This window comes from Cupriavidus sp. SS-3, assembly GCF_035818815.1.
GTDB classification, from domain to species: Bacteria; Pseudomonadota; Gammaproteobacteria; order Burkholderiales; family Burkholderiaceae; genus Cupriavidus; species Cupriavidus taiwanensis_C.
Genome location: NZ_JAYLVT010000006.1, coordinates 197406 through 222402 on the forward strand (window position 1 = coordinate 197406; position 24997 = coordinate 222402).

General features: G+C 63.7%; 21 protein-coding genes. 10 read left to right on the forward strand and 11 right to left on the reverse strand.

Annotated elements, in window-relative coordinates; all coding sequences use genetic code 11:
• Window positions 1-35: 35 nt before the first annotated feature.
• Window positions 36-629, reverse strand: coding sequence for a TetR/AcrR family transcriptional regulator (locus U9J39_RS12070; protein ID WP_326347130.1), 594 nt, complete (start codon window positions 627-629; stop codon window positions 36-38).
• 282 nt (window positions 630-911) lie between these two features.
• Between U9J39_RS12070 and U9J39_RS12075 the strand changes: the two genes are divergently transcribed.
• Window positions 912-2252, forward strand: coding sequence for an MFS transporter (locus tag U9J39_RS12075; protein ID WP_326347131.1), 1341 nt, complete (start codon window positions 912-914; stop codon window positions 2250-2252).
• A gap of 24 nt (window positions 2253-2276) precedes the next feature.
• Here the strand turns inward: U9J39_RS12075 and U9J39_RS12080 are convergent, their stop codons facing one another.
• A complete protein-coding gene (locus U9J39_RS12080) occupies window positions 2277-4115 on the reverse strand; it encodes a bifunctional metallophosphatase/5'-nucleotidase (RefSeq protein ID WP_326347132.1) in 1839 nt (612 codons plus the stop codon).
• Window positions 4116-4243: 128 nt separating this feature from the next.
• Here U9J39_RS12080 and U9J39_RS12085 point away from each other — a divergent pair, with 128 nt between their 5' ends.
• Window positions 4244-4675 carry a hypothetical protein gene (locus tag U9J39_RS12085; protein WP_326347133.1) on the forward strand — a complete coding sequence of 144 codons (432 nt, stop codon included), beginning with the start codon at window positions 4244-4246 and terminating at the stop codon, window positions 4673-4675.
• Window positions 4676-4715: 40 nt separating this feature from the next.
• Here U9J39_RS12085 and U9J39_RS12090 read toward each other — a convergent pair whose 3' ends face one another.
• The 9 genes from U9J39_RS12090 to tssJ form a co-directional block, all read right to left on the reverse strand.
• Window positions 4716-5153 (reverse strand): hypothetical protein, encoded by a 438-nt coding sequence (locus U9J39_RS12090; protein ID WP_116314783.1) that lies wholly within the window; start codon window positions 5151-5153, stop codon window positions 4716-4718.
• Window positions 5154-5229: 76 nt separating this feature from the next.
• Complete coding sequence (locus U9J39_RS12095; RefSeq protein ID WP_147309753.1) at window positions 5230-5490, reverse strand: hypothetical protein; 261 nt, start codon at window positions 5488-5490, stop codon at window positions 5230-5232.
• Between the two features lie 98 nt (window positions 5491-5588).
• The gene (locus tag U9J39_RS12100; RefSeq protein ID WP_116314293.1) at window positions 5589-6386 is read right to left on the reverse strand and encodes a PoNe immunity protein domain-containing protein; all 798 of its coding nucleotides are present in this window, start codon (window positions 6384-6386) and stop codon (window positions 5589-5591) included.
• A gap of 101 nt (window positions 6387-6487) precedes the next feature.
• Complete coding sequence (locus U9J39_RS12105; RefSeq protein ID WP_326347134.1) at window positions 6488-7582, reverse strand: PoNe immunity protein domain-containing protein; 1095 nt, start codon at window positions 7580-7582, stop codon at window positions 6488-6490.
• A gap of 9 nt (window positions 7583-7591) precedes the next feature.
• Window positions 7592-9343, reverse strand: coding sequence for a hypothetical protein (locus U9J39_RS12110; protein WP_147309754.1), 1752 nt, complete (start codon window positions 9341-9343; stop codon window positions 7592-7594).
• 2 nt (window positions 9344-9345) lie between these two features.
• Window positions 9346-12180, reverse strand: a complete 2835-nt coding sequence (locus tag U9J39_RS12115; protein ID WP_326347135.1) for a type VI secretion system Vgr family protein — start codon at window positions 12178-12180, stop codon at window positions 9346-9348.
• Between the two features lie 78 nt (window positions 12181-12258).
• A complete protein-coding gene (gene icmH, locus U9J39_RS12120) occupies window positions 12259-13053 on the reverse strand; it encodes a type IVB secretion system protein IcmH/DotU (RefSeq protein ID WP_115713431.1) in 795 nt (264 codons plus the stop codon).
• Window positions 13050-14396, reverse strand: coding sequence for a type VI secretion system baseplate subunit TssK (gene tssK, locus U9J39_RS12125; protein ID WP_025581590.1), 1347 nt, complete (start codon window positions 14394-14396; stop codon window positions 13050-13052). Before tssK ends, icmH begins: the two co-directional genes overlap by 4 nt.
• A gap of 39 nt (window positions 14397-14435) precedes the next feature.
• Window positions 14436-15041 carry a type VI secretion system lipoprotein TssJ gene (gene tssJ / locus U9J39_RS12130; RefSeq protein ID WP_326347136.1) on the reverse strand — a complete coding sequence of 202 codons (606 nt, stop codon included), beginning with the start codon at window positions 15039-15041 and terminating at the stop codon, window positions 14436-14438.
• A 389-nt stretch (window positions 15042-15430) separates the two neighbouring features.
• Between tssJ and U9J39_RS12135 the strand changes: the two genes are divergently transcribed.
• The 8 genes from U9J39_RS12135 (at window position 15431) to tssH (ending at window position 24994) form a co-directional block, all read left to right on the forward strand.
• A complete protein-coding gene (locus U9J39_RS12135; protein ID WP_326347200.1) occupies window positions 15431-16012 on the forward strand; it encodes a tetratricopeptide repeat protein in 582 nt (193 codons plus the stop codon).
• Window positions 16013-16048: 36 nt separating this feature from the next.
• Complete coding sequence (tssB, locus tag U9J39_RS12140; protein ID WP_012355842.1) at window positions 16049-16564, forward strand: type VI secretion system contractile sheath small subunit; 516 nt, start codon at window positions 16049-16051, stop codon at window positions 16562-16564.
• Window positions 16557-18047 carry a type VI secretion system contractile sheath large subunit gene (tssC, locus tag U9J39_RS12145; protein ID WP_115700236.1) on the forward strand — a complete coding sequence of 497 codons (1491 nt, stop codon included), beginning with the start codon at window positions 16557-16559 and terminating at the stop codon, window positions 18045-18047. The genes tssB and tssC overlap by 8 nt, the downstream gene beginning before the upstream one ends.
• A gap of 94 nt (window positions 18048-18141) precedes the next feature.
• Window positions 18142-18645: an Hcp family type VI secretion system effector gene (locus U9J39_RS12150; RefSeq protein ID WP_012355844.1), complete on the forward strand. Its 504-nt coding sequence runs from the start codon at window positions 18142-18144 to the stop codon at window positions 18643-18645.
• A 61-nt stretch (window positions 18646-18706) separates the two neighbouring features.
• Entirely contained in the window at window positions 18707-19180 is a 474-nt protein-coding gene (gene tssE, locus U9J39_RS12155) for a type VI secretion system baseplate subunit TssE (protein ID WP_115700238.1), read from the forward strand.
• A 97-nt stretch (window positions 19181-19277) separates the two neighbouring features.
• Window positions 19278-21131, forward strand: a complete 1854-nt coding sequence (gene tssF / locus U9J39_RS12160) for a type VI secretion system baseplate subunit TssF (protein ID WP_326347137.1) — start codon at window positions 19278-19280, stop codon at window positions 21129-21131.
• Complete coding sequence (gene tssG, locus U9J39_RS12165) at window positions 21095-22186, forward strand: type VI secretion system baseplate subunit TssG (protein ID WP_115713426.1); 1092 nt, start codon at window positions 21095-21097, stop codon at window positions 22184-22186. The genes tssF and tssG overlap by 37 nt, the downstream gene beginning before the upstream one ends.
• A 78-nt stretch (window positions 22187-22264) precedes the next feature.
• Complete coding sequence (gene tssH, locus U9J39_RS12170) at window positions 22265-24994, forward strand: type VI secretion system ATPase TssH (protein ID WP_116314297.1); 2730 nt, start codon at window positions 22265-22267, stop codon at window positions 24992-24994.
• Window positions 24995-24997 lie beyond the last annotated feature (3 nt).

The following is a 24997-nucleotide window of genomic DNA, read 5'->3' on the forward strand; positions in this document are numbered from 1 at the left end:
CGGGATGCCTGTCTGGTTTTGGGGAAAGCGCGGGACTAGCCGGTGCTGCGCAGCAGGTGGGCGCGCGCCGCATCCAGCATTTCGTCGGAGAGCGGATCGCCTTCCGTTGCGCGCGCGAGCGTGAGGGCGCCGACCAGCAATGCCATGCGCACCAGCGCCTGGTCGTGGCGTTCTTGCGGGTCGTCCGACGCCACGGTCTGCGCCATGTCATCGACCATGGTTCGCAGGCCGTCCGCATAGGCCTGGCGCACCGGCTTGCCGGCGGGCTCGCGGGCGACATCGACAGCCAGCGCGGCGGCCGCGCAGCCGATGCCGGGATTGGCGCAATGCCCGGCGCTCAGGTAGGGCTCGACCAGGTTGGCGAGCATGGCCTTGCGGTCACCGTCCGCACGGGCGAGACGACGCTCCCAGCGCGCGGTCGACTCCTCGAACGCGCGCTTGCAGGCCTGCGCGGCCAGGGCGTCCTTGGACGCAAAGTGGCCGTAGAAGCCGCCATGGGTCAGGCCGGCACTGGCCATCAACTCCGCCACGCTGACGCCGCTGAGGCCGCGCTCGCGGAACAGCCGCGACGACGCTTGCTCGATCGCCTCGCGGTTCTTGTCGGTTTGCTCACGTGATGCGCGTGCCATCTGTCCACCTCGCTTTGGATCCGGCTTTCGCGAAGTTTAGATGATGCCCATCATTTATTCAATAGATGTTGAGCATCATCTATTCTGGTGTCGACCACGACGGCAATGTACATACATAGGAAGACGTCTTCAGCAAGGTGAAGGGTTTTCCCGTATCGTCTTGCCTGTTAAGCGCCCCTGGCCCAGGGCGACGCCCTTGCGCCGCCGACCCAGCCGCGGCGGCAACCGGTAAAGACAGTGTCCAGCACAGCCCCTCTCCAGTCCGCCTCAGCGGCGGACGCCATGACCTCGCGCGAGCGGCGCGGCATGGCCGCCATCCTGATTGCCGTCGCCCTTGCGACCCTCGATACCGCCATCGCCAATACGGCGTTGCCCTCGATTGCGGCGGACCTGCGTGCCACGCCTGCCGCCTCGGTGTGGGTGATCAACGCCTATCAGCTGGCGATGGTGGCAACCCTGCTGCCGTTCGCGGCGTTGGGCGGGGTGGTCGGCCACCGGCGCATCTACCTGGGCGGCGTGCTGCTGTTCACGGCCGCCTCGGTGGTGTGCGCGCTGGCGTGGTCGCTGCCGACGCTGGCGGCGGCGCGGGTGCTGCAGGGCATCGGCGCGGCCGCCATCATGAGCGTCAATACGGCGCTGATCAGCGCCATCTTTCCGACGCATCGGCTTGGCCGCGGGCTGGGGCTGAATGCGCTGGTGGTGGGCGTTTCGTTCGCGGTGGGGCCGACGGTGGCGTCGGTGATCCTGTCCGTTGGCACGTGGCCGTGGCTGTTTGCGGTCAACCTGCCGATCGGCCTGCTGGCGCTGGCGATCGGACGCGGCTCGCTGCCGCAGACGGCGCGCAGCACACACGGCTTCGATCGTGTGGCAGCGGTGCTCAGCGTAATTGCCTTCGCCGCGCTGATCCTCGCGCTGGGCGAGGGCGCGCAGCGCGCGCCGCTGCACTTGTCGCTGGCCGCGGCCGGCGTCTTCGTGGTGGCGTTCGGCCTGCTGCTGTGGCGCGAGCGTGGCCATCCGGCGCCGATGCTGCCGGTGGACCTGTTCCGGCGGCCGATGTTCGCGCTGTCGACGCTGACCGCGGTGTGCTCGTTCGCGGCGCAGGGCCTGGCCTTTGTGTCGCTGCCGTTCTACTTCCAGCACGTGCTGGGGCGAGGGCAGGTGGAAACCGGCTTCCTGCTGACGCCCTGGTCCGTGGTGGTGGCGCTGATCGGGCCGTTGGCCGGGCGCCTGTCCGACCGTTACCCGCCGGCCGTGCTCGGTGGCGTGGGCCTGGCCGTGCTAAGCGCGGGCATGCTGTCACTGGCGCTGATGCCGGCCAACCCCAGTGCGCTCGATATCGGTCTGCGCATGTGCCTGTGCGGCGCGGGGTTCGGCTTCTTCCAGTCGCCCAATCTCAAGGCCTTGATGACCAGCGCCCCGCGCGAGCGCAGCGGCGGCGCCAGCGGCGTAGTGGCCACGGCCCGGCTGCTGGGGCAGGCCACGGGGGCGGCGCTGGTGGCATTGTGCTTCGGCATCGCCGGCGACCATGGGCCGGGTCTGGCGCTGGCGTTGGGCGCGGCGTTTGCCGGGGCGGGTGCCGTGGCCAGCTGGATGCGGCTGGCCGCTGACACGCCGCGGCCATAGCGGCGCGGGCCGCCGCTCGCTCCTTCAGTTCAGGCGCGTGATCCGGTTCGCTGCGCCGGGACTGACAGGGGATTTTGCCCTGAAGTAAGCTTCGAAGACGTCGATATCGACCGGCCCGGCCTGCTGGTTCGTACCCTGCTTCAGCACGGTGAAATTGTCGCCGCCGGAGGCCATGAAGTTGTTCACCGTGACGCGGTAGGTCCTGGCCGGGTCGATGGCGACGCCGTTGAGCCGTAGCGATGCCGGGTCGACGCGATTGCCCTGTCCCGCGGCGGCGCCTGCCGGCTTGCTCGCGTCCCAGGTATAGGTAAAGCCGCTGGAAACCTGCAGCACGCGACCGCCCGCAGGTTGCGGCGCCTCCCATTGCTGTTCCAGCAGGCGCAGGATCTGCGCGCCGGTCAGGTCCATCGTCACCATGCTGTTGCCGAAAGGCATGACGGCGTAGAGCTGCCCGAACGTGGTCTGGCCATTGGTGGCGGCGTCGTACGTCAAGTTCTGGCGCAGCCCGCCCGGATTGGTGAAGGCGATCACCGCCGGCCCGAACGACGCATCGGAGGTGCCGGCCAGGTAGGCGTCCGCCACCAGGTCGCCCAGTGCCGACTCGCCCGCCGCGGTCTGGGTGCGATCGATGCTCGCGGTGATGGCGCCCACCACCGCATTCTTGATCGGCGCGGTCAGTTCCACGTAGCGATTGACCATTGCGTCGACCGCGCTATCCCTGGCCAGCGCCGTATAGCCCGCGGGCAGCGGGATCGGCTTGCCCTGGCTGTCCTTGATCACCAGATCGTTGACCGCCACGCGGTTGTTCGCCAGCTTGGAGGAGACCCGGCGCGTGGCCGGATCGATGGTGATATCGATTTCCGAAGCCAGTCGGCCATAGAAGCCCGTCTGCGTCAGCAGCTTGCCGTCCGGCCGGGTGCAGACATATTCCTGGTGGGTGTGGCCGCTGACCACGATATCCACGGCGGGATCGAGCTTGTCGACGATCGACACGATGGCACCGTTCAGTCCGGGGCAACTCTTGTCGTTCACCGTGCCCGCCGTCGTGGCTCCGCCTTCATGCAGCAACACCACGATCGCATTGACGTTCTGCTGCCGCAGTTCCGGAATCAGCTTATTGACCGTATCCGCCTCGGACTCGAACGTCAGGCCTGCCGTGCCCGCGGGCGTCACCACCGACGGCGTGTCCTTCAGCGTCATGCCGATAAAGGCCACCTTGGCCCAGTCAAAAGTCTTGATCCGGTAGGCCGGCAGCAGCGGCTTGCCGGTCGCCTGGTCAATGACATTGGCGGCCAGGTATTGGAATTTCGCCCCGGCATACGCGCCGTTGGTCATGCATGTGTCCACGCCGACAATGCCGCGCCGGCCGTCGACCGACCGCGGAAAGCAGCCACCGTTCTGCAGCCGCAGCAGTTCATCGCGGCCCTTGTCGAACTCGTGATTGCCAACCGATGAAATCTCCAGGCCCATCTGTCCCAGCACATCGATCGCCGGCTCCTCATGGAAGGCTCCGGAAACCAGCGGCGATGCGCCGACCATGTCGCCGGCAGCCACCACCACGTTGTTCGGGTTCTTCGCCTTCAGGCTCTGGATCAGCGCGGACAAGTACGCAGCCCCGCCCGCCGAAACCCGCGTGCCTGCCGGGTTGGCGGCATCCTCCACCACCACGCTGCCGCCCGGCGCTTCCAGGTTGCCGTGGAAATCATTAAGGCCGATGATCTTGACCGATACCGGAGCATCCGCCACCGGAGCGGGGCTTGACGGCGCCGAACCGCCCTCATCATTCCCGGAACCGCAGGCGGCAACGATGCCTGCAAGAGCGAGCGCACCCAGGCTCGCGACGAGATACCGTTTGCGTGTCATGTGGCCAATCCTTTGGGAAGCGGCTGCAGGCAGCCACTCTATGGGCCCATCGTGACTGCTTCATGACGCGGGGATGTCATGCCATGGCGCTAACCTGAAACGCCATCAATGCCATGCACCGAACGCCAATGCATCCCTACCTGATCGCCTGCGCACTGGCCGTGTGCGCGGGCATTACCCAAGCCGCCACCACAGAACTTCCGCCAGCCGTGGCGCAGGCAAGCCGGCATGCCATGGCGGCTTGCCAGGAATACATGCATGACGACGCCGACGAATACCGTTCCTGCATCGACGCCGTCGCCCGCGAGATTCCGCGGGGGCGCAGGGATACGACGGCGCGGTTGCTCGGGCATTACTACTACGCGTGGGTTGGGGCCAATAGTTCGGCGCGATTGTCGTTGCCAGGTGCCGAGGCGGCGGCGCGGGTCTATCTGCGGGAGTTTCGTGCCTTGCAGCGCGAGCTGGGGGTGGATGACAAGACGCTGTGCAAGGCGGTGGAGGGGGATTGTGGGCAGAGGGTGGGGGTGATTGAGAAGATGGAGCGGGAGAGGGGGCGGTGAAAGGCTCGAGGCGTAGCTGCGCGCGAAAGTTGCACGCGGACTATTCGCTGTACGCCCGGAGCAAGTCGCGTATCTCTTCCTTGGTCAATTGGCCCGAGCCGAGCACAGCTGAAAAGTCATGCTTCCCTAGTGGAAAGCGTGTGAGCAGCGCATGCAGGCTGTCTTTATCGAAGGGCGTTGCAGTGAGTGGGTCTAGCCAGAATTTTTCCGCGGCGTCCCGAGGTTCCAGCTTTGTGCCCTCCACATTGATGTAGACCTTGTATCGGACAAAACCCTCGGGGAAGGTGCGATCGAAATATAGAGACGTCCCCCGGGGCAGCATTGCGGCAGGGCTATCCGAGTTTCCGCCGGTAAGCATCAACGGATACTGCAGCTTGTGCACCTTCGGAGTTTCTTCGTGCGCGAGTTGGTGTACCACGATTGCGCCAACTATGGCTCCGAGGAGTGCGGAGAGGACCGGGGATAGTAAGCGCTTCATGGTGCTATCCATCCTTGCGGATGCTCATTCGTTCTCGCCAATTGGCGCGTCCAAGCTGCTGGTGACGAGGTTCGCGTCACGCAAGCGTTTGGCGTAGGCCCGCGGTGTACTCCAACTTCCAAAGCCAGAAGGTATTGAGGTAGACGCTCGCTTGAGCGCTAACGCGATAGCGAGGTGAGAGTTCGTGACGCTGAATGCTGTCGAGGCAAATTACAATACTCTCCACCAGATCTTTTCGTACATTTTTGTACAGGTCGGGGTAGAGGAACTGCTGGCGAGCTTCGCCAGGCAGATCTGATATTTCAGCTAGCAGCAATGGTGGAGTTTTTCTTGCCATGTTGATTGGCCTTCGTGCGTGGTGGGCCCGGATATGATCTAAACTCGATCAAGTCACCATCGCTTCAGTAGCGTTCCGCAACAGCATCCTGAGCAGTCTCACTGTGTCTTCGCCCAAGAGACCAACTCATTTGGATAGTAAAGACAAGGGTGGAGACTGCTGTCGTCCTCAATACCGAGCAAGAGTACCGCTGCCGCTGCTTCAAAGGACCAATAGCCGTAGTAGCCACTGGTACGTCCTTGGGCATCCGGTTTGTGAGTGTCGTACCACGGCGCTCCGACGAGGTCCTTGTACCAGCGCTTAAGAAATTTCTGTAGGTGCCTGAGCGCATCATCATTGTCGGCGGCGTCCATCGCGTCGGCCAAGGATTCGAATGGCTTCGTCGCCAGCAAGGTGTGACTCTCGTAGCGATCCATGGGTGCATACGAGAGAAATTCTTCGATCAGAAAATCCGCAGCGACATTCGTGTTGTCCGGGCCGTCCAGCAACCCGGCGATCCTGGGGAGCAGATCCCGACGACGCAGAAGGTAGCAGAGACTTATCAGGCCCAGGCAAGGGCAATATCCATCGAAAGAATCGACTCGAAAGCCGATGGCGTTCGGGTCTTGATGGTAATCGCGAAGTTGCCGGGTTGCGGATTCGTGAGCCACCACGACCCGTTCAAGATCGTCGCAAAGGTCTTCGAGAGGCTCACCACCGGTATATTTCAATACCAGGAGGTTGAACAGATCGGAAGCTATCATGCGATAGGAAATCAGCCAGCCCTCCGCTTGGGAGGCGCCGGAGCCGGCGGGGCCCGATCTTAATAGTTCGATTCCCTGCGGAATCTCGGCGAGGGCGAGGTGATAATTCTCTTCGCTCAGGAACTTTTGACGGCGCTTTGCTTGAAAATTCATAACGCTTATCGTCCCCGATGCTACTGCCCCGTAGATAATTTCGAATCGCTCGTGAAGCGGCCCTCTTGTCGCATTTTCTTTGCGTAATTCTCGAGGTCTGATTAGCTGCGGCCGGACTGGTCCATATCCCATTGCCATATCGTTGCACCGAAGTCGCTATCCTTGATGTCCGGCATCATCTCGTCCTTCGCAAACCAACGCCGACTCTTTATTTTTGCCGGTGTCATCCACCACCCCGCTTGTGGGCACGGCTGGCCCGAATCACAGCGCAGCCGACTAAGCGGGTAATCGTTTGAATCAAGGGGGGTACTGAAATCGCTGGTGACAATATTTTTTTCGCGAAGCTGCCTGCCGTAGGCTACGAGATCATTGGGGTACACCATATGATCGATGCCGCTGTCATCAATATCTAACAGATAGCTCGTCGCGCCAGCTTCGAAAGCCCAATATCCATAATAAAACGATTCGTCATTTTGGATTTTCTTGTGTCCATCGTACCATCGGGCGCCGTCCTGGTATCGGTACCAAGCCTTCAGGTAATGTTTTATTAGTCGAATTGATTCCGTGGGATCTTGTTGAAAGTATGCTTCGACGAGGGTCGCATACGGCTCCGCGAAGATCACTTCGTCCATGTCGTCCTGTGGATCCGGGACGAAGTCGACGATCAACTGCTCATACAAGGCATCGCGATAGCGGTTGCTTGCCATTGCTGCAATGATTCTCTTGATAGAGCGTCCGTCACGGATGAGGATGGCAATGCTTAAGAGTTGTAATGCGTTTTCGTATTCGATCTGATTGAAAAAGTCAACCGAGCAAATTGTCAGTTCAGTGTCACCGCGGTCCTTGAATTTTTCTTTCAGATAAAGGCGGTACGGGATATTGAGTTCGTTCCATCGGCAAAACTCTTCAACAATAGAGGCGAATTCCCTTGCAAGGTGGTCGAGATCGGCTCCGGCAGTGTAGTCAAGCATCCATAGCCAAAACATCTCCTCGTAGAGACCCCCTTGCGCATCCCGAAGATAGCCAGGATGCGGATGATTCTGCTTGAGCCGAACATTATCCTTGCAGGCTTCTATGCCTTCAATCAGTCGAGCCCTAACGTTCTCATACAGCGGCTCGTACAAAAATTGTTGACGGCGGGAATTTTTAAAGGAAGCCGACGACGGCAAGAGAGAGGGTTGTTTCCGTTCTGCCATAAAAATGCTTTAGGGGTTCCGTCTTGTGCTTGAATTGCGCCTTGAGAGCGTGCCCGATGTCTGTCTTCCTCGATTGCGCGTGCCGACTAATTTTCGCTCGCGCTCAAAGATATCGTTGAGCTCATCATGCTCATGATATGAGAACTGGTCTGATAATCCGTGTGTCGGCTTGTGTTCGTCGTGTAATGCTAGGTCATACACGTCACCACCCGATAAAGTGATGGCTCCGATCTTCGCGCTGGCAGCTACATGCTCAATAATGCCAGGCGAAACTCCTTTTTCTAGGGCGCGACCTGCCCCGGGTGCGTAGCCCTTCGGAGGGCTGGCACTCGGAATGGCGAAAAATACATAGGTAAAGCGGTGTTCTTCATTTCCTCGAAGCATCGTTGGTGAGACGCTCCGCCGCAACCATGGGAGGGACATTTGTAGACCCTTGCGCGGCTGTGACAGCATGCACCAAAGCGCATACTGACGCTCTGTCAGACCAGCCGGTGGCGGAATTCTTGCTGAGCGCTTTCCATCAACTCTTTCACGCCAGCTTTCTGCCGCCTTTCCGAATAGTGCCCCGGCGGACTCACTTGCTTTTGCCTCAACAAAGTGGAAAACGTTGTTACCCATCGACCATACCCCGTCAACCCCGTTTTGATTGACTCGCACCAAATGATCAGGTATCAGTTCTGTAGGAGTAGCAGGCATATTTTGCTCAGTGACTAGGCGTTTCGGGCCTTTCCATTCTGCGCCCTTATGTCGCCCCTCCACCTTCCCATGCGGCCAAGCCTCGGGCGCATGCAATCTCATGTGGTAATAGTGTGCCATGTGTTCGCCAATCAGCCCCTTGTAACGGTTGCCGATGGCTTTCCAGGAGGCGCGGGTGACCCGGGTGGCCGTTGTCATTGGCCCACCGCCTCGTTCAACCTGTTGCCGATTGGTATCTCTTTGTTGCTTATGCTTCGCTTGCTGCTGCTCCGCCGGCGGTGATGAACGACGTTGCGTAGGGGCATCGCTTCTTGCCGCAGGCGCTTGCCTTGATTGAGAACTGGAACGGGACGGCCCGTTGCTGCCCCGAGCCCCAGCTTTGCGGCTAGCAGGCGAAGAGGAAGACGACGCTGCGGCAACCGCGAGTTGTGCAACGCGATAGCCATCCTCTCCAACCAACTCAGTCACGAATTGACGTAACGCCCGAATCCCCTGCTGGATGCCGGTATGGAGTGGGCCACGGATGGACTTAAGGCCGGGGCGCAAGTCCCGGGCAAGGCCCTCCAGGGAATCCGGCACCCACCACCTCGATTTTTCCAGTTCTGCCAGGAATTGGTCACAGGCGGTAAGGGCTGCATCCATCTGCTGGATGGCCAGTTGAGTATTGCCGGCCCAATCAAGCGTTTTGATGAAAGTGATCGCCTTGCCCTTGGCTTTCCCAAGCATGGCGCTGATGAAAGCCTCTCCCCGCATGGTCCCGCGCAAAGCGGCCCGCCGTTTCCACAGCGGCTTTACGATGGTTTTGAACAGACTGCCCAGTTCGGGCACGCAGCCAAACGCGGCAAGCGACAGGTCTACCCAATCGTCCGTCTTACAGTTATTGGCGCCCTTGTTAGAAACGCGGTAGATCATGCCGGATAAGTCCCGGACGTCCAATACCTGGTCTGCGATCGGAATCAGGGAGATCAATCCCCCGACGATCATCGCGGCATTCCCCGGTTCCTCCTCGAAGTCACCGAGCACCAAGTCCTTGCAAAACTTGCTGATATCGTCTGTCAGGCTCATTGTCAGCTCTTCTCGGCCGCGCGCAGGTCGCCAGCGGCCACTCGCTCCAATCTCTCTGCTTCGATTAGTCGTTCGGCTTCTGGTTGTGCCTTCTTGTACTCTGTCGATTTTTCGAGCGGTGGCGCCTTCCAGGGACGCTCATCTTCGCCAAACTCAACGTAGTAGGGCAAGTTTGGCACGCCTTCAACCCTCGCAAAGCCTTGTTTATCGAGCTTGCCTTCGCGAATCGTGTTGTCGCTGAAGACAATTTTGTAAGGCGCGCCTTCCACGGGCTCAAGATCGTCGTATTGGAAGTTGAGGTCGATGGCGTTGGACAGAGTGGAGGTGCCCACCGGCAGCGCCGCCAACTCCGCCGGACTCCCCCCAGCCCCCACCAACGGATGCCCAGCCCCCTTCACCGACAACAACCCCGGCGTCTCAAACGTAATCGCATTCCCATCCAGCACGATCCGCGACGAGCCACCGTGCAGCACTACCTTCTTCTGCGCCAGCACCTCGATGCCGTCGGTCGATGAAGTCACCGTCACGGCCTTGTCGGCCATCACTGCCAGCGCATCGGTATGGGCCTGGATGGAAACCGGTCCGCCGGCCGCAATGGCGCGAATCCCGTTGTGCTGACTGAACAGGCTCACGCCCTTGGCCGCGGCCGCGGCGACTGTGTTGCCGGCGCCGACATGCCAGTCAGCCTGCGCCAGGCCCAGCAGATGGCGTCCGGCAAAGATACTGGTGGTGGCTTGCGTGGCCAGCGCAATCGAGCTGGGCGATTCCGCGACAAGCCATGGTTGCCCGAAGTGCTCGGCAGCGGTGCCGGTATCCGGGCGCTTGGCGTCCTGCTCGTTGACGCGGTCCGGATAGCAGCCGTCCTGCTGGGGGTCGATGGCCTTGGTCAGCGGCTCGAAAGCGGCGACGGCGCCCAGCGGCAGCGCCTGCTGCGAGGTGGCGGCATCGGACAGGCGCTGGGCGGTACGCTCGGCGGCGGTGATTTGCCCGCGGGCTTCCCGGATGTCGAGCATGGTGCCGGCGGCCCTGGCCTGGACCGTGGTCGACAGCAGCAAGCCGTTGCCGGCGCGCACGATGGCCCACGCGTCGGTGCGCAGTTCGGCCCCGGTGCCGCGCCAGGCGCCGCGTTCACCGCTGGCGGGAGCTTGCGCGATCACGTAGCCAAGGTTGAGCTGGGTGTCGGCGGCCGAACTGGCCAGGCGCATGCGCAGCTGGCCGGTGTTGTCGTCGACGATCCACTGGTTGTAGCCGCCGTCGCCAAGGTTGTGCGAATGCCAGCCGGACAGCGCTGTGTTCAGCGGGGCATCGGTGGTGGGCCAGGGCAGGGCGTCCTGTTCGTTGTGCAGTTGCGCCACCACCATTGGGCGGTCGATGTCGCCATCGAGGTAGGTCAGCATGACCTCGGTGCCGGCGCGGGGGAGGTGATGCGCGCCCCAGTTGGGGCCGGCCGCGGCCGTGGCCACGCGCACCCAGGCGGTGACCTGGCTCAGGTCGTCCTGGGCCGGGTCGGCGGCGGTGTCGGCTCTGGGGTCGGCCATCGGCGCACGCAGCCAGGGCAGGCGCACGCGCACGCGGTGATCGCGCTCGGTGGTCAGCGGGGCCCCGCCTTCGGCGATGACGACGGCAGGCTGTCCTTCCGGTGCGGTGGGCTTGGGCGAGTACACCGGCACGATCGGGGCATCGGCGCGCACGGCTTCGAAGCGGTTGCGGTAGCTGCCCGCCTCGATGTCGGACAGGCCCAGCAGCAACGCCACCTCGGCCCCCAGGTTGTTGGCCGCTTCATGGCGCACGGCCAGCGTGACGAATTCGTTCGCGGCGGTGTCGAAGTGCCCGGTCAGCGTGAAGCGTTCACCGGCGCCCAGGGCGCGGACGCTGCCTTCTCCCTCGTAGCGCAGGTAGCGGCTTTCATGCGCTTGCGCGCGCAGCTGCGCGGCGCGGCGGGCGGCGTCGGCGTCGGGGAAGCGGTACGTGCCGCGCGATTCGAAGGACTCCAGCGTCGGCCATTCGCCCAGGCTTTCGCTGCCGGCGTCGCCGGCGGTGGCGGCCAGGGACTTGTAGTCCCATGAAGCGACGGTAACGGCGTTGGTGCCAGTGGCGGCCTGCAGCGACCAATGGTCGATGGCATCTTCGCGCTCGGTGGCGTCGCTGCGGTGGAAGCGGATGCTGGGCTGCGCGCAGGCGGGGCGTTCGGCCTGGTTGTCGAAGATCACCAGGCAATGGCGGGACTGGGCCTTGTCGTCCTGGCCAGACGCCTCCGCGTTGTCCTGCTGATGCTCGAAGCGATAAGACAGGCCTTCTTCCGCCAGCAGCCGCGTGACAAAGGCAAGATCGGTTTCGCGGTACTGGCAGCAGACCGAGCGCTTGCGCAGCGGCTGGCTCACCGCCGTGCGGAATTGGGCCAGCGGGTAGTCGGCCAGCACGTCTTCGACGATCTCCAGCGCGGTCTTGTCCTGGTAAACATAGCAATCGGTGCGCGCGCGCAGGCGATCGAACCAGGTCCCCACTGTCAGCCGGTAGCGAGCCAGGCCGCCGTCGCCGCCGATGGCCGCGCAGCTCTGCACATAGCCGTGCCAGGCGCGGCGCGTGCCGTCGGCCAGCATCAGCCGTAGCGTGATTTCCTCGGTGGCCAGGCGCGCGGTGTCCAGGTGTGCCGACGGGCTAAGGCAATCGATCTGCAGCTGGAACGGTGTGCAGACACCCTCGCGCGCGACGAAGCGCTCCACTACCAGGTCGTCGGCGGTAAGCGCCGTCTCCAGCGTGATCTGGCGCGTGCGCTGGCCCAGCAGCCCGGACAGGGCGGCCATCACGGATGACGGGTAAGAGGGCAAGGGCTTCATCGGAGCAGGGTCGCGCTAGAGGGTTCGGCATGCGGGCCTGGATAGGGCAGGACCGCCTTCGATGGCATCAACGCGGCATCAGGGCAGCGAGATGGTCAGGTGCGAATAACGCGGCCCCAGCTTGATCACCTGCGAGTAGCCCTGCAGCGTGTCGCTGGTCTGCGAGCGCAGCGTGGTCGACAGCCCCAGGAAGGCCAGCAGAGCGATCAGTGCAAAGACCGCGCCGAAGATCCACAGCGGGGTCTCGCGCTTGAGCGCGTGCGAGATCTTGTCCGGGATCGGCCATTGCGGGGCAAAGGCGGCGCGCTTGCCCTTGATCGCCGAGATCTCGTCGCCCAGCCTCGCGGTCAGATAGGCCAGTTTTTCGGGGCCCTCCAGAATGTACTTGCCGCGGAACCCCAGCAGCAGGCACATGTGGAAGACTTCGAGTGCTTGCAGCCGTGGCGCGCCGTGCGCGCGCAGTTCTTCCAGCTTGGCGAAGAAGCCTTCGCCGGCCAGTTGCTCGCCGAACAGCACCAGTTGCAGCGGCCGCCGCTCCCACGTGCTGCGGATGCTGAAGCTTGACGCCAGGATGGTTTCGTCGATGGCTGCGCAGAAGGCGTACTTGGCATCGAAGATGTCTTCGGCCGCCACATTGAGCCGCTTGGCGCCGCGCTCGAAATCATCGAGGAAGTCGCGTACCTTCTGCAGGAACTCTTCGGCGCTGCCGGGCTGCTGGCCATTGCGCAACAGGAACAGCATGAAAAAGCCATCGTAAAGCAGGTCCAGCAGCGTGCGGGCGTGCATGGCGCCGTCGGCGGAACCCGCGGCGGCGGGAGAGGGCTGGCCGGCCGGCGAGGCGCCGAACAGCGAAGGCGTGGAGGTAGCGCTCATGAGGTCACCGCGATCAGTTCAAGTTTGAGTTCCCGGATGCCGGCCGGGGTGTAGATGGTGATGGTCTGCGCCTGCAGCATGCGGTCGTAAAGCGCGCCGCGCGCCTCGATCGCGAAATAGCACGCGCCCGGACGCACCGGGATCGCGGGCGGCACCTGCGGCGTGTAGGTCAGCGGCACGCCCGGCATCGAGGACAGCACCAGCTTGTCCACATCGTCCGGGGCGCCGACCTTGAAGCGGCTGGGGATGGCCTCGACCAGTTCGGCCACGGGCATGTCCGCGCTGACCGACAGGTAGAAGCTGGTCTTGTCGTCGATCTTGCCGGAATCCAGGCGCCCCAGATGGAACGAAGGACGGGTCTCGTCCAGCGCGATCGAGAAGTAGCGCGTGGAGATGACGGTATCGAGCAGGTCGCGGATGATGCTGTCCAGCCGCGCAAAGACCGGGCCGGGACTGTCATGGTCATAGACCGGAAGATCGGCCAGCGTGTGGCTCTTCGAGAAGGTCATCAGCGCGCCGGCCAGGCGCAGCATCTCCTGGAACAGCCGCTCCGGATGCAGTTCGGGATGGTGGAACAGGTGCGCCAGCGCAGCGAAAGAGGCGTTGGCAGTGTGCAGCAGCCAGAACGACGCGATATCGCCCGAGCGGAACTCGATGATGTTCTTGGTGGGCTCGCGATGGAAGCCGTACAGCGCATTGACCTTGGCCTGCAGCGCGTCGATCAGCCGGCGAAGGCGCAGGTACAGCACGGCCGAGGCATTGATCGACAGGCTCGGAGCGACAAAGGTCTCGTCCAGTTCAAAGCCGCCGGTCGCGGTACGCCGGATGCGCACGACCGGCAACGAGATGAACTGGTCGCGCGGCTCGGTTTCGGCCACCAGCCGCACCGCCTTCTTCAGGTAGGTGATGGCTGCCGGCTCCGCTTCCGTGAACAGGTCCGACGTTTCGGTCTGCAGGCCGACATAGCGGGACGACAGCGATCCTTCCGCGTCGTCGCGGTAGTTGCCGCCGGCATCGTGCAGCGGCTGCAAGGCCAGGTAGAAGGTGAGTTCCGAGGTGCCGGCGGGAATTGCGTCGAGTACCACGGGCGGTGGCAGTTCGTCGGCCTGGGGCGCGGAATACAGTTCGCCGTCGGGAAAGAACAGCGCCAGCTCGGTCACGCGCAGCACCCCGCTGGCGAGCGCATCCGTGTCAAAACTGGCATTGCGCACGCCCCAGCCGTAGGGCTGGATCACTTGCGCGGTGGCGTGCAGGCGCGACTCATGGTATGCGTCCTGGCGCTGGAAATGCTGGGGCCGCAGGAACAGGCCTTCGCCCCACAGAATCTTGGCGGAATAACTCACGTTTGCCTTTGTTGTCCTTGTTGGTGCCTGTCGGCTACATCAGGTACGGCAGCCGGCTGCCGAGACCAGGTTCAGGTTGCTGCTGGCTGCGGCGCCCGCCGGCGTGATGGCATCGCCCACGGTCAACGTCATGGCGCAGGCGTGCAGGCCGATGGTCACGCCGGACTTTTCGCTCCTGGCGCTGTCGAACGCGAATTTCCAGCGCTGCGGGGCAGGGCTGCGAAACAGCGCCACCACGCCGAAGGTGCCCGCCTCGCGCGTGATCTTTTCCACGATTTCATAGCGCTGGCCGGGAATTAGAGTCATCTCTCTAACTTGTACCAGGTCAGCGCCGAGTGTCTTCTGCTCTCGTTGCGGATCGATGAAGGTATCGAACGGTGCCTGCAGGAAGCTGGTGGGATCCTTCAGCTTGTAGAGCCGCACCACGATGGCAGCCGGCCGGTTATCGGCTGCCGCATTCAGGTTGTTGCCGGCGTACAGCTTCAGCGGGACTTCGCGCGGCGGCTTCTGGGATTCCGGCAAGTTGGACGGCTTGAGGCCGACAGCCTCCAGCGCGCCGCTGGCTGCGCCCGCCAGCAGCGTGCCGCCGACCGAGCAGCCTGTCAGCGCCGCGATGCAAACGGCCGCAGCCAGGCCCGCGCCCATCCTGGCGGGCTGGCCCGTGGCGTGGCGGGGCGGGGCTTGAACTGCAGGCTCGCTGTACGGCCCCCGACTGAATTCAATGTGTCGCATGACAGAAGTAAGAACTATCTAATTCAGCAGACGGAGACTTATCCGACAAAACGATAGAGAACTACCAAAAAGTACTAATGCTGACAATATCCGCCGATCTGTTGTCAGCCGTAAGCGGCAGAGTGTACTATTCCGGCCAATTCGGGTTCAACACAGTTCTGACATTATTGGCATTTGGCACTTTTCCCCGGAGCGATCTTTGCCAGGGCCAGCCCGAATCGCCCCGCCGCAATCTTGAACTTTCACAGAGACTCGCCGTGAACGACTACAAGCCCAAGTCAGGAATCCATCGCACCCTGGTGATGCTGGCCAGCACCGCCGTGCTGCTCGCCGGCTGCGCAACCTCCAACCCGGGGCCGCAGAGCGATGAGTCGTTCAAGCAGAGCATGTCCGAGGCCGAAGCGGCCCTGGCCAGCGGACAGCGCGATCAGGCCATCAACCTGTTCGAGCAGATCGCCAAGAACAATCCGACGCGCGAAGAACCGTGGTCGCGCATGGCGCAAATCGAGTTTGGTGCCGAGCACTATCCGCAGGCGATCGTCGCGGCTGAAGAAGCTTTGCAGCGCGACGCCACCGACCGCAAGGCCAAGAGCGTGCTGGCGGTCAGCGGCCTGCGCGTGGCGCGCCGCTCGCTGCAGGAACTGCGCGCCGACAGCGCTCTGGCTGGCGACGTCCGCTCCGACGCCCAGTTGCTGGCCCAGATGCTGCGCGACACGCTGGGCGAGCAAGTCCTGTTCCCCCGCGACAAGAATGCTGCGCCCGCGGCGAAGCCGGTGCCGCGCCGCCGTGCCGCGCCTGCCAAGCCGACCGCCGCCGCGGCCCAGCCGGCACAGCCCGCGGCTGCGGGCGGCGGCAGCGCAGACCCGTTCGGCGCCCTGCGCTGATTCCCAGACCGGATTCCGCCAGATCGGAGAGTAGTGATGGCCAAGAAAGAAAGTGTCCAGAAGCGCCTGCAGAAGGTGCGTCCCCCGCGTGTGCAACTGACGTACGACGTCGAGAAGGGCGATGCCATCGAGCAGAAGGAACTGCCTTTTGTCGTGGGTGTGGTGGCTGACCTGTCGGGCCAGTCGGAAGTGGCGCAGCCCAAGCTGCGCGATCGCAAGTTCGTCAATATCGACCGCGACAACTTTGACGACGTGATGGCCGGCATCGAGCCGCGAGCGGCATTCCAGGTGCCGAACACGCTCTCCGAAGAGGGTGGCAAGTTCGGCGTGGACCTGAAGTTCCATTCCCTCGAAGACTTCAATCCGGAAGCCGTGGTCGAGCAGATCGAGCCGCTGCGCAAGCTGCTCGAAGCCCGCTCCAAGCTGGCGGACCTGCGCAACAAGCTGGCCGGCAACGACAAGCTGGAAGACCTGCTTTCGGAAGTGCTGACCAATACTGAGTCGCTGCAAAAGCTCGGTGCCAATGCCAGGAACGGTGGCGACGATGCTTGATAACCAGTCCGCTGCAGTTGCCCAGCCCGGCGTGGCTGTCGGCACGTTGAACCTGCTCGACGAGATCGTCGAGCAAAGCAAGGTTGCAAAGTCGGATTCCGAACATGCGCGCGCCAAGGACATCATCGGCGAGCTGGTCAGCCAGGTGCTGGACGGCACCGTGGTGGTGTCCGACAACCTGTCGGCGACGCTCGATGCGCGCGTGGCCGAGCTGGATCGCCTGATCTCGGCCCAGCTCAGCGCCGTGATGCATGCGCCGGAGTTCCAGAAGCTGGAGAGCACGTGGCGCGGCCTGTCGTACCTGGTCAAGGAAACACAGACCGGCACGATGATCAAGATCAAGGCATTGAACGCGACCAAGCGCGACCTGGTGCGCGACTTCAAGACCGCCATCGACTTCGACCAGAGTGCGCTGTTCAAGAAGGTCTACGAAGAAGAGTTCGGTACCTTCGGCGGCGCGCCGTTCGGCGCGCTGATCGGCGACTATGAAATCACGCGCCAGCCCGAGGACGTGTATTTCATCGAGCAGATGTCGCACGTGGCCTCGGCCTCGCACGCTCCGTTCATTGCGTCGGCGTCGCCGGAGCTGCTGGGGCTGGAGACCTTCGCCGACCTCGGCAAACCGCGTGACCTGGCCAAGGTGTTCGACACGGTCGAATATGCCAAGTGGAAGTCGTTCCGCGAATCCGAGGATTCGCGCTACGTCGGCCTGACCATGCCTCGTTTCCTGGGGCGCCTGCCGTACAACCCGAAGGACGGGACCACGGTCGAGGGCTTCAATTTCGTCGAGGACGTGGACGGCACCGACCATGGCAAATATCTGTGGTGCAACGCCGCCTGGGCCTTCGGCGCGCGGCTGACCGCGGCCTTTGAGGATTTTGGCTGGTGCGCAGCCATCCGCGGCGTCGAAGGCGGCGGCCTGGTCGAGGACCTGCCGACGCATACCTTCAAGACCGACGATGGCGAGATCGCACTCAAGTGCCCGACCGAGATCGCCATTACGGACCGGCGCGAGAAGGAGCTGAGCGACCTTGGCTTCATCCCGCTGGTGCACTGCAAGAACTCGGACTATGCCGCGTTCTTCGCCGCCCAGTCGGTGCAGAAGCCCAAGAAGTACAACACCGACAGCGCCAACGCCAATGCCGTGCTGTCGGCACAGCTGCAGTACATCTTCTCGGTGTCGCGCGTGGCGCATTACCTGAAGGCCATGATGCGGGACAAGATCGGCAGCTTTGCTTCAGCGCAGAACGTGGAGAGCTTCCTGAACCGCTGGATCTCCCAATACGTTCTGCTGGACGACAACGCCAGCCAGGAGCAGAAGGCGCAGTTCCCCCTGCGGGAAGCCTCGATCCAGGTGTCGGAGGTACCCGGCAAGCCGGGCACCTACCGCTCCGTCGCCTTCCTGCGCCCGCACTTCCAGCTTGATGAACTTTCGATCTCGCTGCGGCTGGTTGCGGATTTGCCCAAAGCGGCAAACTCCTGACCGCGATCCCTGCGGGGGAATGCGGGCGCAGTACCTAGCAATGCCGGGAAACTGGCAAGAAGCCTAAATAGCGATTTTCATCGAGGGTCTTTCCATGAAGGATATCTACGTCAAGTTCGGCAGCCCGGCAATCAAGGGCGAATCGCAAGACAAGGACCACAAGGACTGGATCGAGGTCAACACCTGGAAGCACAGCATCACGCAGCCGCGTTCGGCCACCGCGTCGACCGCAGGCGGCCATACCGCCGAGCGTTGCGAACACGGTGAGATGGTGTTCACCAAGGATCTGGACGTGGTCAGCCCGTTGCTGTACCAGCACGTGTCGGGCGGCACCACGTTCGACGAAGTCACCATCGACTTCCTGCGTGCCGACGGTGAAGGCAAGCGGGTCAAGTACCTGGAAATCAAGCTGAAGAACGCCATCCTGGGCGCGGTGTCGGCCAACGTCGTTGCCGAAGGCATCCCCAGCGACAGCTTCACGCTGAAGTACGCTGCCGTGCAGTGGAAGTACACGCAGCAGAAGATCGGCGGCAACCAGGGCGGAAACTCGCAGGGCGCCTGGAGCCTGACCAAGAACGACAAGACCTACTCGGTCTGACGTTCCTGCAGTCAAGTATCGCCGCGGCAGCGTTGCCGCGGCATTTTGCTTGTTCACGCCCATGAAAGGCTTTGAGCCCAGCCTGCTCGACAAGCTCTTCGACGACGAGCCGCACGCGCCGCTGCCCAGCGCGTTGCGGCAATTGTCGCTGGAGGAGCTGAAAGCGACGGTGGCCCGCGACATCGAGGCGCTGCTGAATACGCGCATCGTCCATGAGGATGCCGATTTCAACGGCTTGCCCGAGTGCCGCCGGTCGCTGCTGACCTATGGGCTCAATGACTTTGCCGGGCTGAGCCTGGCCAGCTTCGATGACCGCCAGTACATATGCCAGTCGTTGCGCAATGCAATCGAGCGTCATGAGCCGCGCTTGCAGAACGTCAGCGTCGCGCTGTCGGTCAACGAGCGGGCCACCAGCGTGCTGTGCTTTGGCATCAGCGCGGTGCTGCTGGTGGGCCCCGCGCGCGAGCCGGTCAGCTTCGATGCCATGCTGCAGCCATCGACGCTGCAGTACTCGGTCACGCGAGGGCGGGGCTGAGGCGCGGCGACCGGATCAGGTTGCTGCGGGCACTGCCCGCCGCCCGACTGCCAACGCGCGCCACCTGCGTCACTAGTGCCACCACCGGCCACACAGAATGGAAGACTTGCTGCCATATTACGAACGAGAACTGGCCTTTCTGCGCCGGTACTCGCGCGACTTTGCCGAGCGCTATCCGAAGATTGCGGCGCGCCTGGCAATGTCGGCGGATGGCTGCGACGACCCTCACGTCGAGCGGATGATCGAATCGTTCGCCTTCCTGTCTGCGCGCATCAGCAAGAAGCTCGACGACGAGTACCCCGAATTTACAGAAGCGCTGCTCGAGGTGCTGTACCCCCACTACCTGAGCCCGTTCCCCTCCTGTTCGATTGCGCATTTCGACGTGGCCGGCATGGCTGCGCAACTGAGCGCACCGGTCACGGTGCCGCGCGGCACGTTGCTGACCACGCGGCCGGTGCGCAAGGTCGAGTGCCGTTTCCGCACGGCCTATGACGTGACCTTCCTGCCGCTGCGCGTCGCTGCGGCCGGCTTTGAGCGGGCGGTGTCCGCGCCGTCGACGGTCAATCTGCCCAAGGGCGCAACCGGGGCCATCTCGATCGAACTGGAGTACGTGGGCGAGCAGGGTGGCTTCGATGCGCTGGGCCGCCAGGCCGTACGCGTCTACCTGGATGGCGAGCCATCATTCGTGGCGGCGCTGGGGGACGCACTGTTCCTGCATGTGGCCGCGGCGTACGCGGAAGAGCGCCCCGGAGTGTGGAAGCGCCTGCCGCGTGTGCCGCTGCGCGAGGTCGGTTTTGGCGCGGATGAGGCGCTGATCGACACCCCGGCGCGCTCGCATCCGGCGTACCGGTTGCTAAGCGAGCATTTCGGCTTCGCCGAGAAATTCAATTTCTTCGATCTCGACCTGGATCCGGTTCAACGGGCGTTGTCGCCCGGCGCCGCCGCGGCAGCGCGCCGCGTGACGCTGCACCTGGTGCTGACCGACGTCCGCAGCGACAGCAACACCGCGCGCCTGCTTGAAGGGCTTGGCGCTGGCCACCTGCGACTGCACTGCACGCCGGTGGTCAACCTGTTCCGGCAAAAGGCCGACCCGATCCGCATCGAACACACCGCCACCGCTTATCCGGTGGTGGCCGACAGCCGCCGCGCGCACGGCTTTGAGATCTATTCGATCGACCAGGTGCAACTGGTGCGTGAAACTGCCGCCAGCCACGACGTGGTGGAGTTCCGGCCGTTCTATTCCCTGCACCATGGCGAAGAACCGGGGGAGGCCGGCCACTACTGGATCGCCCGCCGCAATGCGCTGGTGGCGGAACGCAGCCCCGGCTTCGAGACCGAGATCTCCATTGTCGATTCGGACTTCGATCCCGCCAGCCCGCGCACGGAAACGCTGAGCCTGAGCGTCACCTGTACCAACCGAGACCTGCCCGCGCTGCTGGCGTTCGGCCAGCCGGATGGCGACCTGACCATGGAGGGCAGCTCGATCGCTCGCCGCATTAGCTTCCTGCGCAAGCCGACGCCGTCGATGCGGCTGAGCAGCGGGCGCTCGTCGCAATGGCGGCTGGTATCGCTGCTGGCGCTGAATCATCTGTCCCTGGTGCAGAACGGCCTGACGACGCTCAAGGAAATGCTGCGCCTGCACGACCTGCCGCGCAGCGCGATTTCGGCGCGGCAAATTGAAGGCATCGTCGGCCTGGACTACAAGCCGACGACGCAGTGGCTGGCCGGCAAGCCGTTTGCCACCTTTGTGCGTGGCCTTGAGATCCAGCTGACGCTGGACGAGGATGCCTTCGTCGGCACCGGCCTGCATCGCTTCATCCGGGTCATGGACCATTTCTTTGGCCTCTATGTCCACCTGAACAGCTTTGTGCAGCTGGTCGCGGTATCGCGCCGCGGCGGCAAGGAACTGGCAAGATGCGCACCCCGCAGCGGCGAATCGATCCTGGTGTAATCCGCGCGCTGCTGAGGCAGCCCTACCGCTACGAGTTCTTCCAGGCGGTGCGGTTGCTCGAACTCCACTATGCGCGCGAAGGTGCGGGCACACCGGAGCAGGTGCTGGCCACGCGCGTCGCCTTTCGCAATACCCTGTCGCTGTCGTTCCCGCCGAGCGAGCTGCAGTCTATCGACGCCGCCACGGCGCTGAATGGCGAACTGGATAGCGATGCGGCTTTTGCCCAGGCCCTGGCCGATGGTGCGCTGGATCAGGTGTCGATCACGCCCACCTTCTTCGGCATGCTGGGGGTGCAGGGCGCGCTGCCGCTGCACTACACCGAGATCGTGGCGGAGCGCGAAACCCTGCGCCGCGACCGCGCCGCACGTGCGTTTTTCGATATCTTCTCCAATCGCGCCACCGCGTTGTTCTACCAGGCGTGGAAGAAATACCGGCTGCCGTTCCAGCATGAAGTCGACCGCAACCGGCATTACCTGCCACTGCTGCTGTCGCTGGCCGGCATGGCGGACAAGTCCATGCGGCGCGGCTTGTCGGCCACGGCCGGGGTCGTGCATGACGAAGCGCTGGCCGGATATGCCACCGCCGTGCGCCATCGGCCGGTGTCGGCTTCCTATTTGCAGCAGGTGCTGTCCGATTACTTCCAGGCGGAAGTGCGCGTGGAGCAATTCGTCGGCGGCTGGTACCAGGTGCCGCCGTCACAGTATTCGCGTCTCGGCGGCACCAACAACTTGCTGGGCGCCACCGCTCTTGCCGGCGCGCGCGTCTGGCAGCGGAACCTGCGCGTGCGCATCTGGATGGGGCCGCTGGGGCGCGAGCAGTATCGCAATTTCCTGCCCGGCGCCGAAGGGGCGCTGGCCTTGCGCAAGATGGTGACGGTGCTGTGCGGCGCGACGCTGGAGTACGAAGTAGGCCTTGTCCTGCGCGCCAGCGACGTGTCCGGATGCGCACTTGGCGCCCAGGGCAGCGGCAGGCTTGGCTGGGATACCTTCCTCAGTACCAGGCCCGCACGCCATGACCGCAGCGATGCGCGCTACACGCTTGCGCCGGTGCACTGAGCAGCTTTGACTTCGTCCCGATTTCGCCACTAACGCGCGCTACCAACGCGATTCACACCTACCGGAGCCCAAGCCGCCATGGCCATTCCCCTCAAGACGTTGATCGCCAAACTGAATGCAAGCTGCCGGCAGGCCGCGGAGCGCGCCGCGTCGCTGTGCATGGCGCGCGGCAACTATGAGGTCGACCTGGAGCACCTGTTCCTGGCGTTGCTGGAAAACGCGCGCAGCGATTTCTCGGTGGCGGTGCGCGCCAGTGGCATCGATCCTTCGGCGCTGCAGCGCGACCTGGAAGCGGAAATCGCGCGCTTCAAGGACGGCAACACGCGCACGCCGGCTTTTTCGCCCTATCTGCCGAAGCTGTTCGAACATGCGTGGCTGATTGCGTCGCTCGACTCACAGACTACCCGCATCCGATCCGGCCATCTGCTGCTGGCCTTGCTGACAGAGCCGGCGCTGGCGCCGCTGGCGGTACGCGGCTCACATCGCTTTGGCGAGTTCGATGCGGACCGCCTCAAGCATGATTTTGACAAGCTGACCGCCGGTTCCGAAGAGCGGGAGCAAGCGGTGGACATTGCCGATGGCAGCGGAACCACGGCAAGCGCCAGCGGCGCCACGGCGGCGCCCGCGCTGACCGCGACGCCGGCACTCGACCAGTTCACCGTCGACCTGACCCAGTCGGCCCGCGATGGCCGCATCGACCCGGTGATCGGGCGCGATGCCGAAATCCGCCAGGTCATCGACATCCTGATGCGGCGCCGGCAGAACAACCCGATCCTGACCGGCGAGGCCGGCGTCGGCAAGACCGCGGTGGTCGAAGGCCTTGCGCAGCGTATTGCGGTGGGCGACGTGCCGCCGCCGCTGCAGGGCGTGACCGTGCGTACGCTCGACATGGGGCTGTTGCAGGCCGGTGCCAGCGTCAAAGGCGAATTCGAGAATCGCCTGAAGAACGTCATCGAGGAAGTCCGCAAGAGCCCCCAGCCCATCATCCTGTTTATCGACGAGGCTCATACCATCATTGGCGCGGGCGGGCAGGCCGGGCAGAACGATGCCGCCAACCTGCTCAAGCCGGCGCTGGCGCGCGGCGAGCTGCGGACCATCGCCGCGACCACATGGAGCGAGTATAAAAAGTACTTCGAGAAGGACGCCGCACTGGCGCGGCGCTTCCAGGTGGTCAAGGTGGATGAGCCCAGCGAAACGCTGGCTGCGGCGATGCTGCGCGGCATGGTGCCGCTGATGGAGCGCCATTTCGGCGTGCGCGTGCTGGACGAAGCCATCACCGAGGCGGTGCGCCTGTCGCATCGCTACATCAGCGGCCGCCAGCTGCCGGACAAGGCGGTCAGCGTGCTCGATACCGCTTGCGCCAAGGTGGCGCTGGGGCAGAACGCCACGCCAGGTGCGATCGAGGACGATCGCAAGGCGCTGGAACGCCTGGGCGTGGAGCTGGCCGCGCTGCAGCGCGAGCAACGCGCTGGGGCGGCGCACGCGGAGCGTCTGGCAGCGTTGGAAGCACAGCGTGCCGAACTGGAACAACGCGTGGCCGCGGCCGATGGGCGCCTGGCGCAGGAGCGCGAGCTGGTGGCGCGTATCCAGGCACTGCGCACGGCACGAGAGCAGGGCAACGATGCCGAGGCGGAAGCATCCGCCCCGGCCATGGCCGCCAACAGCGATGTGGTGACGATGCCGCGCAAGGGCAGCCGCAAGGCAGCCGCCGCGGCTGTGGAATCCGACGAACTCAACCGGCTGCTGGCGGAACTTCGTGCGCTCCAGGGTGAAGCGCCGATGGTGCCGTTGCAGGTGGACGGTCACGTGGTTTCGGAGATCGTATCGGCATGGACCGGGATTCCCCTTGGCCGCATGGTCAAGGATGAGCTGCGCACGGTGCTGAACCTGAAACCATTGCTGGCCGCGCGCGTGATCGGCCAGGACCATGCGCTGGATGCAATCGCCCAGCGCGTGCGCACCGCCACCGCGAACCTGGAAGATCCCAACAAGCCGCGCGGCGTGTTCCTGTTCGCCGGCCCGTCCGGCGTGGGCAAGACCGAAACCGCGCTGGCGCTGGCAGACATCCTCTATGGCGGCGAGCGCAAGCTCATCACCATCAACATGAGCGAGTACCAGGAAGCGCACAGCGTGTCGGGGCTGAAGGGATCGCCGCCGGGCTATGTCGGTTATGGCGAGGGCGGCGTGCTGACCGAGGCCGTGCGCCGCAACCCGTACAGCGTGGTGTTGCTGGATGAAATCGAGAAAGCCCACCCGGATGTGCTGGAGATGTTCTTCCAGGTGTTCGACAAGGGCGAGATGGACGATGCCGAAGGGCGGCCCATCGATTTCCGCAACACCATCATCATCCTGACATCGAATGTCGGCTCGTCGGCCATCATGCAGGCTTGCCTGAACAAGCCCGCAGAGGAACTGCCTGACGCCGATGCCCTGGCCGAGGTGTTGCGGCCGACGCTGTACAAGGCCTTCAAGCCGGCCTTCCTGGGGCGTACCAAGGTCGTGCCGTACTACCCGATCCCGGATGACGTGCTGGTCGAAATCATCACGCTCAAGCTCGGCCGCATCCGCGACCGTGTGGCCGCCAACCACCAGGCGGAATTCCAGTGGGACAACGCGCTGGTCGAGGCGGTGCTGGCGCGCTGCACCGAAGTCGATGCCGGTGCGCGCGCGGTCGACCATATCCTGAACGGCACGCTGCTTCCGGAAATCGCGCAGACCGTGCTGGTGCGCATGGCCGAGGGTGGCGGCGTCGACAAGATCAAAGTCACCACCGGCAAGAACGGTGAGTTCAAGTACCGCATCAGCTGATAT